The organism is Paenibacillus sp. SYP-B3998, from assembly GCF_010820665.1.
In the GTDB taxonomy this organism is placed as follows: domain Bacteria; phylum Bacillota; class Bacilli; order Paenibacillales; family NBRC-103111; genus Paenibacillus_E.
On sequence record NZ_JAAIKC010000003.1, the window covers coordinates 92,540 to 107,272 of the forward strand.

The 14,733-nt window shown below is 43.5% G+C and carries 16 protein-coding genes; 14 read left to right on the plus strand and 2 right to left on the minus strand.

The annotated features are described in order from the left end of the window. Nucleotides 1-14 precede the first annotated feature (14 nt). The 8 genes from GK047_RS10755 (at nt 15) to GK047_RS10790 (ending at nt 10,129) form a co-directional block, all read left to right on the plus strand. Nucleotides 15-680, plus strand: a complete 666-nt coding sequence (locus GK047_RS10755) for a TadE/TadG family type IV pilus assembly protein (protein ID WP_163945613.1) — start codon at nt 15-17, stop codon at nt 678-680. A gap of 9 nt (nt 681-689) precedes the next feature. Then, nucleotides 690-1,205: an A24 family peptidase gene (locus GK047_RS10760; RefSeq protein ID WP_163945616.1), complete on the plus strand. Its 516-nt coding sequence runs from the start codon at nt 690-692 to the stop codon at nt 1,203-1,205. Between the two features lie 70 nt (nt 1,206-1,275). Next, entirely contained in the window at nt 1,276-2,793 is a 1,518-nt protein-coding gene (locus tag GK047_RS10765) for a DUF6382 domain-containing protein (protein WP_240343928.1), read from the plus strand. Nucleotides 2,794-3,469: 676 nt separating this feature from the next. Continuing rightward, nucleotides 3,470-5,026, plus strand: coding sequence for an ABC-F family ATP-binding cassette domain-containing protein (locus tag GK047_RS10770; protein WP_163945621.1), 1,557 nt, complete (start codon nt 3,470-3,472; stop codon nt 5,024-5,026). Between the two features lie 12 nt (nt 5,027-5,038). Next, nucleotides 5,039-5,329, plus strand: a complete 291-nt coding sequence (locus tag GK047_RS10775; protein WP_163945623.1) for a Dabb family protein — start codon at nt 5,039-5,041, stop codon at nt 5,327-5,329. 146 nt (nt 5,330-5,475) lie between these two features. Continuing rightward, nucleotides 5,476-6,498: a M42 family metallopeptidase gene (locus GK047_RS10780; protein ID WP_481856000.1), complete on the plus strand. Its 1,023-nt coding sequence runs from the start codon at nt 5,476-5,478 to the stop codon at nt 6,496-6,498. Next, entirely contained in the window at nt 6,495-8,477 is a 1,983-nt protein-coding gene (locus tag GK047_RS10785) for an ABC-F family ATP-binding cassette domain-containing protein (RefSeq protein ID WP_163945629.1), read from the plus strand. Before GK047_RS10780 ends, GK047_RS10785 begins: the two co-directional genes overlap by 4 nt. Before the next feature lie 38 nt (nt 8,478-8,515). Next, nucleotides 8,516-10,129 carry an ABC-F family ATP-binding cassette domain-containing protein gene (locus tag GK047_RS10790; RefSeq protein ID WP_163945644.1) on the plus strand — a complete coding sequence of 538 codons (1,614 nt, stop codon included), beginning with the start codon at nt 8,516-8,518 and terminating at the stop codon, nt 10,127-10,129. A 111-nt stretch (nt 10,130-10,240) separates the two neighbouring features. On the opposite strand, the gene GK047_RS10795 is transcribed toward GK047_RS10790, so the two are convergent. After that, entirely contained in the window at nt 10,241-10,453 is a 213-nt protein-coding gene (locus GK047_RS10795; RefSeq protein ID WP_163945647.1) for a hypothetical protein, read from the minus strand. 53 nt (nt 10,454-10,506) lie between these two features. On the opposite strand from GK047_RS10795, the gene GK047_RS10800 reads away from it, so the two are divergent. Genes GK047_RS10800 through kapB form a run of 3 tightly spaced genes read left to right on the plus strand, consistent with a single transcriptional unit; the run spans nt 10,507 to nt 11,786 of the window. Beyond that, a complete protein-coding gene (locus GK047_RS10800) occupies nt 10,507-11,043 on the plus strand; it encodes a hypothetical protein (protein WP_163945649.1) in 537 nt (178 codons plus the stop codon). Between the two features lies 1 nt (nt 11,044). Further along, nucleotides 11,045-11,362, plus strand: a complete 318-nt coding sequence (locus tag GK047_RS10805; protein WP_163945652.1) for a thioredoxin family protein — start codon at nt 11,045-11,047, stop codon at nt 11,360-11,362. A gap of 28 nt (nt 11,363-11,390) precedes the next feature. Next, the gene (kapB, locus tag GK047_RS10810; protein ID WP_163945656.1) at nt 11,391-11,786 is read left to right on the plus strand and encodes a kinase-associated lipoprotein KapB; all 396 of its coding nucleotides are present in this window, start codon (nt 11,391-11,393) and stop codon (nt 11,784-11,786) included. Here kapB and GK047_RS10815 read toward each other — a convergent pair. After that, a complete protein-coding gene (locus tag GK047_RS10815) occupies nt 11,783-12,004 on the minus strand; it encodes a hypothetical protein (RefSeq protein WP_163945659.1) in 222 nt (73 codons plus the stop codon). The two genes, kapB and GK047_RS10815, sit on opposite strands and share 4 nt — an antisense overlap. Nucleotides 12,005-12,478: 474 nt before the next feature. On the opposite strand from GK047_RS10815, the gene GK047_RS10820 reads away from it, so the two are divergent. From GK047_RS10820 to GK047_RS10830, 3 genes are read left to right on the plus strand one after another with little or no spacing between them, the layout of a single operon-like run. Then, entirely contained in the window at nt 12,479-13,552 is a 1,074-nt protein-coding gene (locus GK047_RS10820) for a Gfo/Idh/MocA family protein (protein WP_163945662.1), read from the plus strand. Nucleotides 13,553-13,571: 19 nt separating this feature from the next. Continuing rightward, nucleotides 13,572-14,213, plus strand: a complete 642-nt coding sequence (locus GK047_RS10825) for a TRIC cation channel family protein (protein WP_163945665.1) — start codon at nt 13,572-13,574, stop codon at nt 14,211-14,213. A gap of 33 nt (nt 14,214-14,246) precedes the next feature. Further along, a complete protein-coding gene (locus tag GK047_RS10830; protein WP_163945668.1) occupies nt 14,247-14,729 on the plus strand; it encodes a hypothetical protein in 483 nt (160 codons plus the stop codon). Nucleotides 14,730-14,733 lie beyond the last annotated feature (4 nt).

A 14,733-nucleotide genomic window follows, 5' to 3' on the forward strand; every position in this document is an offset into this window, starting at 1 on the left:
AAAGGGGAGCGCTGATGTTTCGAAAGTTTCAGAATGATCAGCAAGGAGGGATGGTTCTGGAAGCTTCGCTACTACTGCCATTTTTTCTTGCCTTTGTGTTCGGACTTATTATTTTCATTCAAATTGCTATTCTAGAGATGGCTTTGCAATCAGGCGTTTCGGAAGCAACTAAATCGATTGCAGGTCAATTGTACCCCGTTCGCCTCCTTTTTCAAGAGGCAAAGTCGCAGTATGACCAGAGTAAGGCTGCAGAAATGATTAATTCAATAATTGGTCGTGTGCAAACTGCTAGAGATAAAGTGAAAGGTGCTGAAGATTTAGCCGATGAATACGCCGCTTACATACCAGATACGCTTCTGGAAGTAGTGAAGTGGGAAAAAGAAAAACGTGTTTTGGGCGAAGGTAAAACAAAGGAAGAAATTGATAAGGTTTATGATCAAATTGTAAAACCTCAAATCAATGCGGCATTTACTCCGATTGTGTATGCTTTTTGCGAGGTCTCCTCGATTAGGAAGGAGAATTTTAAAGTAATTTCCGTAACACTTCCAAGCATAGAAAATGGGGGGACCGCTTTCTTTGGGGTTGAGGCTCAACTGGTGTATAAGCTGCCGCTGCCGTTTATAAGCCAAACCATCATTTTGAAAAAGAAAGCCGTAGAACGAGCGTGGGTCGGCGCCTAGGAGGATATCTTGTCAGTAATTTACGTAATCTTATTTATTTTTATTACCATTGCATTTGTTATTGATGTTCGGAAATCGATACTCCCTAATATGCTAACGTTAGGAGGGGTACTTGCTGGGTATTCGTACCATTTCTTCATACATGGATGGAATGGTCTTAAATTTGCTTTTTTAGGCTCAATTACAGGGTTTATAGTACTTTTGCTGCTATATGCTCTTGGAGCGCTTGGTGCTGGAGATGTCAAGTTGTTTGCTGCTATCGGTGCATTAATGGGTGTTTCGTTCATTATACAATGCATGGTCTACTCTATTTTATTTGCTGGTATCATTGGTTTATTCCTGCTTCTTGTTCGCAAACAAGTGGTCGCAACAAGTCATAAGCTAAAGAACTGGTTCACTGCAATTGCTGTTTATGGGGATAAGGAAACCTTGGTGAATATGAAACGTCAAAAGAATCTGAAATTTCCGTTTATGTATGCTGTAGTTCCGGGTGTTGTGATGGCTTGCTATGAAGCTTTTTTATGAAGGAAGTGAGACGTTGATTCAGGAGATTTTCGGATTACGCTACGATTTTGTGCATCGACATGGGCTTTATATGGAATTGTACAGAGAGAAAGGCCTACAATCAGAGGAGCTTGATACTCTGGAGCTTCGCATGTTGGAAGCAAACCAAGTTCCAAACTTGCTTCCCTTGGAGGTGCTCGAGGTAGATTTCCGCATAAGTTTACTGTACAACCTTTCCTCCAAGCGAATGCTGGCACATGTTTTGAAGGTGGAAGGAATAACGAAACAGCAGCTAGCCAAGCTTCTTTACGCCATTGTTTGCGCGTTAGAAGAACGCAAAAACTTTATGCTACACGAATCAGGCTATGTGCTAAGAGACAATTTTATTTTTATTGGCATGGATTGGTCGGATGTGTACCTTACGTATGTGCCTTTAACTGAAAGAAGCGATGAAGTTACCTTACTCGCCAAACTACATCTATTAATAGAGCAGCTTGCCTCGAGGGTGAGAGAAGAGGATCAATTGCAGGCTGCTGCATGGGCAAATTCTTTTTCAATTGTGCGCGATTTACAATCCTGCAAAGAAAAACTTCTTAATGCTATGGACGATACGAAGGATGCCAAGCCAAGGGAGTTATTAGACTCGTTGGATAAGATGGATTCAGCAACTTCATTTGAAGACCAATACGGGAAGGAACAGAATAAAGACCACCAGGCAGAACGTCAGCTAGGCCAAGAGCACCAGGAAGACCCGCAAAAAATGTTTTCCAGCTTAGGGGGAAATAGGTTACCCAAACCTTTACTGAACAGAAAGGTTGAATTCTCAATGAATCCTGCAGTTCATGAAGAGAAGGAAATACCCGTACCTTTGTTATTTTCAAGTATTGAGATGCCAGAAGTGAGTAAGACTAGTTCAATATCTATCTCTTTTTTTAAAAGTTCAAAGAGATCAGAAATTATATTTCTTGTAGGCGTATTATTGATAATTGCGTTTTTATGGCAAAACTATTTTACCTATCCGTCATTAGTATCTTTTCGCATCACATTAGGGTTGACGATATTACTATTGGACGGTTGCTTAGTCATTAAATTCATGGGATTTCCACGATTGCAACCGTTAAACCGTTCGTTATCTAAAGGTTACTCATTAGGAGGTCAACAGCCACAGATAAATGAGGATCTACCAGCCTCACCTTCTATAAACATAAAAGAACATTATGAAAATCTGTATAGGCATACGACCTTACTAAAAGAAACAAATCCTAACGTGACAACTTTTTTGGGGAGTAAAGAGAGGCCGCCAGCTGGGGCAAGGCTGGAGGTACTAAAAGAAGGTATTAGTCAAACCTTCAACTTGGAAAATAGCAGTAGTTTTACTATTGGAAGGGGAGATTCTGAGGCGAAAGTTGATTACGCTATGCAGGAAGCGGGTATTTCCAGGCTTCATGCAGAAATTATTAAAGAGGGTGATACATACGGAATCAAAGATTTAGGCTCTACGAACGGCACTTTTTTGAATGGGGAGCAGCTTGTTTCTTATCAGTCCTATGGACTTAAGGATGGGGATAAGATTCAACTCTTATATTTTGAATTCACTTTCCGAGAGTAAAAGTTTATACGTATAGTAGTTCAATTCACCTTCCTAAAGTGAAAATAGATGAAAAAGACGCACAGAGGAAAGGAAATTAAACTGGATGCAGACACAGCTTCGGACAGAGTTGTGGGGCTATATTACTCTGTTGGCTTTAACGATTATTTTGTTTCTTCTTGTCGATTTGTTTACGTTTGTATATAAACCAGAAAGTTCAATTTCAGGAAACGGGAATCCTGGTCTTATCCCTTTTATGTTCATGTTACCTTGCTATTGCGTACTTCTAGTTTGGACTTTTCTGATAAGTAGACGTTTTTCTGCTTTGTTAAAAACCAAGAGATTAAGGCTTGCCTTATCTCTTATTCTCTTGGTTATTCTTGCTTATTTAACGATTCATGAAATAAATTATGTTCTGAAGCAGGTTCGTCTCTGGGGTGGGGGCCCTTTGGAACCTACTTCGATTATTTATCGTTGGGGTTGGATTAATTCATACACCAACACTTTGTATGCAAATGTGTTTACATTCCTTAGTGGTTTCCTATCTGCGCTAGGCGTAGGAGTATTATGTAAAAAAAGTTCTAAGTGAGCGCTTTCGGCAAGATATTAGCTATTCCTGTCTGGGTTCCACAGTGTTATAATAAGAAGTCGCCGATTGGCGAGTATCTTTTAAGAGACAGGAGTTCGGATTCACAATATGAGTCTTTTGACAGTTGAAGATTTAAGCCACAGCTTCGGGGATCGAACCCTATTTAAAAATGTTTCATTCCGCCTGCTCGCTGGCGAGCGTATTGGTATCGTTGGAGCAAATGGCGTGGGTAAATCCACGTTGATGAATATATTAACCGGAAAGCTGCTTAAAGATACAGGTAAGATTGAGTGGACGCCTCGCGTTCATTATGGTTACTTGGATCAGCATTCTGTACTAACACCAGGCAAGACGATACGTGATGTTCTTCGTGATGCTTTCCTTCCTCTGTATGAGCAGGAAAAAGAAATGATGGCAATCACAGAAAAAATGGGCGATGCAACACCAGCTGAGCTTGAAGTTTTGCTTGAAGAAATGGGTGAAATTCAAGAGCGCCTAGAAATTGGCGGCTTTTATTTACTTGATGTTAAAGTTGAAGAGATGGGTAATGGCCTTGGATTAAATGCGATTGGTTTAGACCGTGATGTCACCTCATTGAGCGGTGGACAGCGAACGAAAGTTCTACTAGCCAAGCTGCTATTAGAAAAGCCCACCGTTTTGCTTTTGGATGAGCCAACTAACTACTTGGACGTTGAGCATATTGAGTGGTTAAAAATGTATCTAAAAGATTACCCATTTGCTTTCATGTTAATTTCTCATGATACGGAGTTTATGAACGATGTCGTGAATGTTGTGTATCACTTGGAGTTCACGAAGCTGACACGCTATACCGCGAATTATGAGAAATTCCTAGACATGGCCGAGATGAATAAGACACAACATATTGATGCCTACGAAAAGCAGCAAGAATTCATTAAACAGCAAGAAGATTTTATTCAAAAGAATAAAGCGCGTGCCTCGACTTCGGGTCGAGCGAAGAGTCGTCAGAAACAGCTTGAGAAAATTGAGCGTATCGATCGGCCTGAGTCGGCCATGAAGCCAACTTTCGTATTTAAAGAAGCACGTTCAAGTGGAAGAGTCGTATTTGAAGCGGAAAATATGCAAATCGGCTATGATAAACCACTTTTGCCTACAATGAACGTTACAATTGAGCGTGGGGAGAAAATTGCCATCGTTGGTTGTAACGGAGTTGGTAAATCGACGCTGCTCAAAACGATTTTAGGTAAAATTGAACCTTATAGCGGTAAAACCTATCAAGGTGATTACTTGTTTTCATCCTATTTCGAACAAGAAGTTAAAGCAGCAAGCATTACGCCAATTGATGATGTTTGGAATGAATTCTCGTCTATGAATCAAAATGAAGTGAGAGGGGCTCTCGCTCGTTGCGGCTTGAAAAATGAGCATATCACTCGCCCGCTTAGCATGCTCAGTGGAGGCGAACAAGCCAAAGTGCGTCTTTGTAAGCTGCTTATGAGAGAGAGCAACTGGCTATTGTTTGACGAGCCGACGAATCACTTGGACGTTGTAGCCAAGGAAGAATTACAACGTGCGCTAAAAGCGTTCAAAGGCACCGTTTTACTCGTATGCCACGAGCCTGATTTCTATGAAGGTTGGGTAACGAGGGTTTGGGATGTTGAGGAATGGTCCGCTAAAGTAAATAAATAGGGGGAATGAACGATGCTAACGCATGTTGTGTTTTTTAAACTTAAAGATCGAAGCCCAGAATCCGTACAGGCGACGAAACAAGTTCTCACGAACATGGAAGGGAAAATATCGGTGCTTAAGCACATTGAGGTTGGAACTGATATTTTACATTTAGATCGTTCGTATGACATCGCCTTGATTACGAAGTTCGATTCTGTGGAAGATTTGAAAGTGTATGATGCGCATCCGCTTCATGAAGAAGTAAAGGTTCATATGAAGTCTGTCCTAGATGGGACCTCAGTTTGTGTCGATTTCGAAAGCTAACACGTTTGAAAAACGCTGGAAAACAGTGTAGTATCCTTTATGATGAGGCTGCACTGTTTTTTGTGTGTTATAGAGGAAGTTTATAAATTTTATATACTTGGAAAAGGGAGGAATCCCGTTTGAAAACGAAGCTGAATAAAGCTTATATGACAGAAATACTTGATATGCTGCTGCGCACGCCTAGTCCAACAGGATTTACGCATCACATTATGCGAAAAGTGCAGGCTGAGGTAGCGAAGCTCGGTTATGAGCTAACCTATACGCATAAAGGCTGCGGTATTGTAACGATTCCTGGCGAGAAGAACGATCGCGTGATTGGGATTTCAGCGCATGTGGATACACTTGGAGCCATGGTTCGCTCTATCAAAGATAACGGCACGCTCAAAATCACGTCGCTTGGCGGTTTTATGATGGGTGCAATTGAGAACGAATACGTTCAAATTCATACACGTGATGAGCGTGCTTATGATGGCACGATTCTCACATCTAGACCCTCTGTTCATGTATATGATGACGCAAGAGAATTTAAGCGCGATGAAGCGAATATGGAAGTGCGGATCGATGAGCTAGTGAAATCCAAAAAAGATGTTCAAGCATTAGGTATTCGTGTTGGAGACTACATCTCCTTTGATCCTCGCGTTCAGATCAAGGGAAATGGGTATGTAAAATCACGTCATTTGGATGACAAAGCAAGTGTTGCTTCTTTGTTTGGCTTGTTGAAACTGATTAAGGAAGAAAACGTAAAGCCAGCATTTACAATTAAACTGTTTTTCTCTAATTATGAAGAGGTGGGTCACGGGTCAGCTTTTATTCCAGAGGATATTACGGAACTGATTGCTGTTGATATGGGCGCATTAGGTGACGATTTGAGCGGTAGTGAGCACGATGTATCCATTTGTGCGAAGGATTCATCGGGTCCCTACGATTATCAAATGACTTCAAAAATGATCGAGCATTCTGAAAAACTAGCGATTGGCTATGCAGTCGATATTTATCCGCGATATGGCTCTGATGCATCTGCAGCACTCAGAGGCGGTCGCGATATTCGTGCCGCGCTCGTTGGTCCAGGCGTTCATGCGTCACACAGCATGGAACGCACGCATATGGATGCTGTAGTGAACACTGCTGCACTGCTAGCAGCCTACATCGTGGAGCCTGCTGAAGCATGAACATACTAAGTGCGCTTAACATAACGAAAACGTATGGGGACAAGGTACTGTTCGACGATATTTCATTTACCGTGAACGAAAAGCAACGCATCGGTCTTATTGGCGTGAACGGAACGGGAAAGTCCACACTGCTGAAGCTGCTAGCTGGTCTTGAAACGGCCGATCGCGGTAAGCTTGTGCATGCGAACCATTTTCGGGTGGAATATTTGCCGCAGAACCCGGAGTTCGATCCGAACTCCACCGTTCTTGAGCAAGTATTCCACGGCGACACTCCGCTCATGAAGACGCTGCGCGACTATGAGCGCGCTCTTGCAGAGTTGGAGCTGGATGCTGCCAACGAGAAAAAGCAGGAGCGGTTGTTCAGCGCCCAGCAGCGTATGGAAGAGCATGATGCTTGGGAAGCCAGCACTGTAGCGAAGATCGTGCTGACGCGACTCGGCATCAGCGATTTCGACAAACCTGTCGGCCAGCTGTCCGGCGGTCAACGCAAACGCGTCGCGATGGCGCGCGTACTCATACAGCCAGCAGACCTGCTTATTCTGGATGAGCCGACGAACCATATTGACAATGACACAGCCATGTGGCTAGAGGAATTTCTCAGCAAGTGGCGCGGAGCCTTACTGCTTGTTACTCATGATCGCTACTTCTTGGAGCGGGTAACCAACCGCATTCTTGAGCTTGATCGTGGCAAGATTTATAGCTACGAGGGCAATTACGAGGCATTCCTTGAGAAAAAGGCAGAGCGCATGGAATCGGAAGCCTCTAGTGAAGACAAACGGCAAAACTTGCTTCGCCGCGAGCTCGCTTGGCTCCGTCGCGGCGCGAAAGCGCGGACGACGAAGCAGAAGGCACGCATCCAGCGCGCCGAGGATCTTAGGGACCGTAAAGTTGACGGTCCCGGCGAAAAGCTTGACATGGCGCTGGCTGGCAGCCGCCTTGGCAAAAAGGTGATGGAGCTGGAAGCCATCTCCAAAGCTTTTGAAGGCGGGAAGCCGCTGCTGCGCGACTTTAGCTATATTGTGATGCCGAACGACCGTCTGGGCATCATCGGTCCGAACGGCAGCGGCAAATCGACGCTGCTGAATATGCTCGCTGGGCGAATTGCGCCTGACAGCGGGACCATTGAGACCGGCCAGACTGTCAAGTTAGCCTATTATACGCAAGAGAATGCTCAGATGGACGAAAAGATGCGTGTCATCGAATATGTGAAAGAAGCGGCGGAAGTCATCCGCACTTCCGATGGCGAATCCATTTCAGCATCGCAAATGCTCGAACGCTTTTTGTTCTCTCCAACGCTGCAGTGGTCGCCAATTGGCAAGCTTTCCGGCGGCGAGAAACGCAGGCTGTTTCTGCTGCGCACGCTGATGGGCGAGCCGAACGTTCTTCTCCTCGATGAGCCGACGAACGATTTGGACATTCAAACCCTCACTATTTTGGAAGATTATTTGGATCAATTTCCTGGTGCAGTCATAACGGTATCCCATGATCGCTACTTTCTGGACCGAACCTGTACGCATCTGTTTGCTTTTGAGGGAAATGGAGCTATCGAGCCATTTATCGGCAACTACTCCGATTATTTGGAGGAGAAACGAGCGCAGGATGAGGCTGAGCAAGGACGCAAGGAAATCCTTAAAAATGTAGCTTCTCCCAAGCAAAACAGTGTGTTTGCTCCAACTACAGCTCATGTAACAGCAGCTTCTGGGAGCGGGAACGGCGGTAGTTCGCAAAATCAAAATCGCCCGAAAAAGCTGACCTTCAAAGAACAAAAAGAATGGGACGACATTGAAAACACAATTGCTGCCCTTGAAGAGAAAGCGGCTCGTTTGAAGCAGCAAATTGAAGCGGCTGGCAGTGACTTTGATCGAGTTCGGGATTTGTTCGAAGAAGAGCAGCAAACAGCCTCTGAATTGGAGAAGGCCATGGAACGTTGGACTTATTTATCTGAGCTGGTAGAAGAAATAGAACGAAATAAGGTATGATAGAATCAAACTAATATAAAGGCAGGTATGTATTCTAAATGATAAATGTAAATAACGTGACGCTTCGTTACGGCAAGAGAGCTCTTTTCGAAGACGCCAATATTAAATTCACGCCAGGCAATTGCTACGGTCTCATTGGCGCTAACGGCGCTGGTAAATCCACATTTTTAAAAATTCTTTCGGGTGAAATCGAGCCAAATACAGGTGAAGTGAGCATTACGCCAGGCGAAAGAATGGCAGTATTGAAGCAAAATCATTATGAGTTTGACGAAATTGAAGTGCTGAAAACCGTTATGATGGGTCACGCACGTTTGTTTAAAATCATGGAAGAAAAAGATGCGCTTTATGCGAAAGCGGAATTCTCTGAGGAGGATGGCATGAGAGCGGCTGAGCTCGAAGGTGAATTCCAGGACCTGGATGGCTGGCAGGCTGAATCGGATGCTGCTGAGCTTTTAATCGGCTTGGGTATTCCGACATCCGTTCATGACACCAAAATGAAGGATCTTGATGGGAACGAGAAAGTACGCGTTCTTCTGGCTCAAGCGCTGTTTGGTAATCCAAACATCTTGCTGCTCGATGAGCCTACCAACCATTTGAACTTGGAGTCTATTCGTTGGTTGGAGAACTTCCTATCCCGTTTTGAAGGCACCGTTATTGTCGTATCCCATGATCGTCACTTCCTGAATCAGGTGTGTACGCATATCGCGGACATTGACTTTAGTAAAATTCAAATGTACGTCGGTAACTATGACTGGTGGTACGAGTCCAGCCAATTGGCGCTTAGACTTGCTAGAGATGCAAACAAGAAAACCGATGAGAAGCGTAAAGAGTTGGAAGCTTTCATTGCACGGTTTAGTGCGAATGCATCCAAATCCAAACAAGCGACTTCCCGTAAAAAGCAACTGGAGAAGCTTACACTTGAAGATATTAAACCATCCAGCCGTAAATATCCGTTCATTAATTTCAAATCCGAACGTGAAGCTGGGAAGCAGCTGCTTGCTGTTGAAAATTTATCGAAAACTATCGATGGCGTAAAAGTTCTTAACAATCTAACGTTCACGATTAACAAAGGTGACAAAATTGCGTTCGTCGGACCGGATGGAATTGCGAAAACAACGTTTTTCAAAATCGTTATGGGCGAAATGGAAGCGGACGAAGGCAGCTACTCATGGGGGATCACGACTTCACAAGCTTACTTCCCTAAAGATAGCCAAGATTACTTTAATTCCGAAATGAACTTAGTAGATTGGTTACGTCAATACTCTAAAGATCAGGACGAATCATTTCTACGAGGATTCCTGGGACGGATGTTGTTCTCTGGAGAAGAAGCCTTGAAAAAAGCGAATGTCCTTTCCGGAGGCGAGAAAGTTCGCTGCATGTTCTCCAAAATGATGCTGAGTGGTTCAAACGTGCTTATTCTTGATGAGCCTACGAACCATTTGGACTTGGAGTCCATTACAGCGCTGAACAACGGATTAGTCGATTTCGACGGTACGATTCTATTCGTATCTCATGACCATCAGTTCATTCAAACGATCGCTAACCGTGTGATGGAAATCACACCTAGCGGGCTTATTGATAAAATGGTCACTTATGATGAATACCTTGAAAACGAAGATGTGAAAAAACAGCGCGAAACGATGTACGTTTAGTTAAGAATTGCCTCTTCAGAGCCGTGGTTTCGCGTCTGAGGATCATAAGCAAAAAGCGCCCTGACATGTTTCTCATCAGGGCGCTTTGCTTTCTTGGTAGGGAATTGCTTTCTAGCTACCGCCAGTACGACGACGTTGATTGTTTACTTTTTTTGTCATTTGGCTTTTTCCGCTTTGGTTAAGGCCACCAGCTTGCTTAGGGTTTGCTCGTTGAGCAGCTTGCTCTGCTTTCTTTTGGGCAAGTTTCTGCTTGATTGCATCGGCGAGGCTAACTTTTTTAGGACCTTCTTGTTCATTTAGTTGTTCTTGAGGTTTGTCTGACATTGTCACACCTTCTTTACGTGATATGCTTTTAGTATAATCGAAACAAACGAAAGATGAAAGAAGGTGGCTTTATGTTTGATCCAACGATATTTGATAATGTAAAAGTAGTGCTTGAAGGAGCGGTTTACGATTTGGATTTGGAGGGTCAAATCCTGATCACACGCCGCGTGGATCTGATTGATTTATCATCCATGTCGCGAACGTATGCCATAGAATTTGCTAAGAAAACAAGTCTTCCCAGTCGTGCTGAAATTAATTTGCATGTGCATTTAAGTGACTTGGCGGCAGAAATATTGGAGCATACATCAGCGGCACCCGGCTGTACATTAACTGTAAAGTTATTTACTAAAGTGATCAACCCTGAAATGGAATGCCCAGAAATAGAAAAGCAAATAGGAAGTATTTGGGAGCATCGGCCTCAAATGACGCAGCAACTGTCTTATATCTATGGAATAAACGAGGTCAAGTATGATAATCAAATAACGCTGTCGTTTGGCCGGAAAATTGACGAAAGCCATATTGATGATTTCGCTAATCTCATTGCATGCGCGGCCGATAGTCTAGATTGGTTAGATGGAAGAGGAAGGTAATATGGAAGAACTGACTCAACAAGCGTTACAGAAAAGGGTAACCAATGAGGATAAAGCTTTTGCAGTATTTTTGTATACCCCATTTTGTGGTACCTGTCAGTTAACAGAACGTATGCTTAACATCATTTTAACAATGATGCCATCTTTGAAATTAGTTAAGAGTAATATTAATTTTCTGCCGAACATTAGTCATGATTGGCAAATAACGAGTGTACCCTGTATAGTCATTGTAGAACGAGGAAAAGAAAAGCAGTATTTATATCGTATGCAATCCGTGGACGAACTGTATCGTCACTTATTGCCGCTAACACAAAACTAATATTTACAGGTATAGGAGGTTTTGGATCATGAATGTGATAACTTTTCAAGTGGGAGATCGCGTTACTGCGGAATATAAAACAGGGACTTACTATGGAGAAGTGGCCGAGGCAACGAATGGGGCCAAAGCAGCAGTTCGTATTCTAGCAGTCAAAGAACATCCGACGCAAGGAGATTTACATAATCCGATGGACCCGAATGTTGCATTTTTTCATCAACGCCGCGCGCTTTCTTTTCAAGAAATTGCGCTTATGCCGCTTTCGACCATTCGTCCGTTTTCTGGAACCGTGCCGGATTATCAAGAATCACTGAAGAGAGCGCTCATGGCGCATATTGGAAAGCTGTCGGACTTAGAAGCATGGGCCCGACGCTCTCTGCAGGAGCTTGATGTGTTGCAGCAGGAGTATTTCCCGAATAAAAATTAAGAAACTTCTAGATACAACTTCGTGCCGTCGTTATATTTAAATATCGCAACATCACCAATGATCTCAATTAATGAGATCATTTTTAATTTCTTGCGAAATTCAAAATGAAGCTCAAGTTCCTTCAATTTTTTTGACAGCAGATCCATCTGGGAATTTTTATGTGTATAATTGAGAACCGGGATTGTTTTACTTAGAAATTTGATGGATATTGCTTGCATGCTCATCCCTCCTTATTCATTACCTTCCTGTTAAGGATACATTTCAAATGTTAGATATGTTTGAGCCCAACTATTAAAAAAGTATAAGTCTTTTAAGTGTATTCCATAGATTTTGTCCGCATTCTGCATGAATCAATTGTTTGGTCATATGTATAGAATAGCCCATGGATCAGGCTCCCCCGCACTGTTTTATTTACAGGATGTGGCACGTACTAGAAGAATGTTAAGAATTAAAGAAAAAGGGATACGAAGAATGATGAAGCGGCGAAGAATTGTTTAGCCGATTTCAAGGCGCGTTCCAATTGGCTATCACCTCCTGTCGCTTATCTAATCTATGAATCTATGAATGGATTGGACAGGACGCAAGAGCAAACGATTATTTATTGTTTCATACATTCCCTGTTGCGGGGAAGGAAAGGCACATTTATAATAAGAAAGGTTGTATATTAAGAGGTACCGGAGGGTTTATAAAAAATGACAGCGAACAATCCGATTCGAATTGGTATTATTGGTTCCGGTAACATTGGGAATGTACATATGGAAGTGCTGAAGATGATCCCTGAGTCGCAAATTGCAGCAGTAACGGATGTTTATTTGCCATTAGCGGAAGCAAGAGCAAAAGAGCACGGAATTGAGAGAGTCTATGATACGACGGACAAGCTGTTGGCTGACGACTCAATTGATGCAGTCATTATTGCTGTTTCGAATGAATGGCATGCGCCTATAGCTGTAAAGGCGCTGCAGGCAGGTAAGCATGTTATGCTGGAGAAACCGATGGCAATTAACTTGGAGTCTGCAAAACAGATCGTCGAGGCCGAACGTAAAGCTGGCAAAGTGCTGATGATTCCACATCAGTTACGCTGGGAGTCGTTATCCATGCAAGTGAAGCAGCAAGTTGAGAAAGGCTCGCTTGGCCATATTTATCACGCCAAGGCAGGGTGGGTTAGACGTAAAGGCATACCTGGATGGGGCACGTGGTTTACACAAATGGATAAATCAGGCGGTGGCCCTCTAATTGATTTAGGAGTTCATATGCTCGACCTATCGCTTTATTTAATGGGAAATCCAAAGCCAGTTTCGGTTTATGGAGCTACTTATGCCGAATTCGGTCCAAGGAAAAAAGGAATTGGCTCTTGGGGCGCTCCGAACTGGAATGGTCACTATGATGTAGAGGACTTGGCAACTGCGCTGATCAAGCTGGATAATGGTGCTACATTGTCTTTGGATGTTAGCTGGGCTGCTTTAGTGGATACGGATAATCAGCCTTATGTACAGCTTCTGGGTTCTGAGGGTGGCGCATCCATAAGAGGTACAAAAGGGAAGCTGTTCGCCGAGATATTTGATCGCGAAGCAGATGTCGATATCGCCATACCTGATCTGGATGAAGGACCGCGAGTCCGGATGGCTAAACATTTCTTAGCGTGCATTGAAAGTGGTATTCAGCCAATCACATCTGTCATGACGGGTTATACCAATAATTTGATATTGGATGCGATCTATCGTTCGTCGCAAACGGGGCATGAAGTAGAACTAAACTGGGACATCTAGAAGATAGGAGCTGCAGCTAGTGAACTGGGAGTTGTTTAGTATCATTGGTACGATCGCTTTCGCGGTGAGTGGAGCGATTGTTGCGATGGAGGAAGAGTATGATATTTTAGGGGTCTATGTATTAGGCCTCGTAACAGCTTTCGGAGGCGGAATTATTCGAAACCTGTTAATTGGAAAACCGATTGTTCTTCTCTGGGAACAAGGGATAAACTTTCAAATCGCGTTGTTGGCGATGACGCTTGTATTCTTTATGCCAGTTCGGTATATTCGGTTATGGAAAACATGGGAAGCTTTTTTTGATGCGATTGGATTGGCGGCATTTTCCATTCAAGGGGCGATATATGCGACCAACATGGGCCATCCGCTTAGTGCCATTATCGTAGCGGCAGTCCTCACAGGAATCGGAGGCGGCATGATTCGAGATGTCCTGGCAGGGCGAAAGCCTTTAGTGCTCAAAGATGAAATTTATGCAGTTTGGGCAATGCTGGCGGGAGCTCTCGTGGGTCTGGGCTGGGCCCAAGGAACATGGCAATTAGCTATTTTATTTGCTCTTATCGTTGTATTAAGAATGTTATCGGTTGTGAACAAGTGGAAGCTGCCTAAACGTTCTTTACGCAATGCGGTAACCACCAATACGGAACAACAAGTAAAATCTCAATAATCCATTTTTTTACAAGGGGAAAGGGGGATTCGTGTGCAGCAAGCATCGTTACAACAACAACAAAAGATTGCTTCGGAGACATTAGCATCCCGAATTATTTCGGTAAAAGAGCTGTTGAAAACGGAGTTGGACATGTACGAGGTAGCGAAGGATCAACTTACTGGAGAGCATTATCTTCATTACGCGTACATGCATCGGGACTTTACGCAGACTGGTGAACCTGAATCTTTTCACAATTTATTACCGATAGACAGCGATGATGTACTCGGATTTATTTTCGGTGAACAGGCATTTGCATACCCCGAGCATTGGCTCAAGCCGTTTTTGAGAAATGGACCAGAAGGCTTTTACATTTGGTTCGATCCGACGCATGAAGTGGAACATCAGCATGATGAAGTCATTGCAGCTGATCTGCTTCAAAAGTTGAAGGAGTTTCGAGAAAATGGGGCTCTCGATTCCGATTCTGTTCGTAAGCTGTTGGCGGATCTGGATGAAACTGGGGACAAAGAGAAATAGGAAT

Coding starts and splice junctions, on each gene's coding strand:
- GK047_RS10815 (WP_163945659.1), bottom strand. CDS start 12,004: ATGCAAGCAATATCCATCAAATTTCTAAGTAAAACAATCCCGGTTCTC.
- GK047_RS10780 (WP_481856000.1), top strand. CDS start 5,476: ATGACAGAAATACTTGATATGCTGCTGCGCACGCCTAGTCCAACAGGA.
- GK047_RS10775 (WP_163945623.1), top strand. CDS start 5,039: ATGCTAACGCATGTTGTGTTTTTTAAACTTAAAGATCGAAGCCCAGAA.
- GK047_RS10790 (WP_163945644.1), top strand. CDS start 8,516: ATGATAAATGTAAATAACGTGACGCTTCGTTACGGCAAGAGAGCTCTT.
- GK047_RS10805 (WP_163945652.1), top strand. CDS start 11,045: ATGGAAGAACTGACTCAACAAGCGTTACAGAAAAGGGTAACCAATGAG.
- GK047_RS10755 (WP_163945613.1), top strand. CDS start 15: ATGTTTCGAAAGTTTCAGAATGATCAGCAAGGAGGGATGGTTCTGGAA.
- kapB (WP_163945656.1), top strand. CDS start 11,391: ATGAATGTGATAACTTTTCAAGTGGGAGATCGCGTTACTGCGGAATAT.
- GK047_RS10770 (WP_163945621.1), top strand. CDS start 3,470: ATGAGTCTTTTGACAGTTGAAGATTTAAGCCACAGCTTCGGGGATCGA.
- GK047_RS10765 (WP_240343928.1), top strand. CDS start 1,276: ATGGAATTGTACAGAGAGAAAGGCCTACAATCAGAGGAGCTTGATACT.
- GK047_RS10820 (WP_163945662.1), top strand. CDS start 12,479: ATGACAGCGAACAATCCGATTCGAATTGGTATTATTGGTTCCGGTAAC.
- GK047_RS10795 (WP_163945647.1), bottom strand. CDS start 10,453: ATGTCAGACAAACCTCAAGAACAACTAAATGAACAAGAAGGTCCTAAA.
- GK047_RS10785 (WP_163945629.1), top strand. CDS start 6,495: ATGAACATACTAAGTGCGCTTAACATAACGAAAACGTATGGGGACAAG.
- GK047_RS10800 (WP_163945649.1), top strand. CDS start 10,507: ATGAAAGAAGGTGGCTTTATGTTTGATCCAACGATATTTGATAATGTA.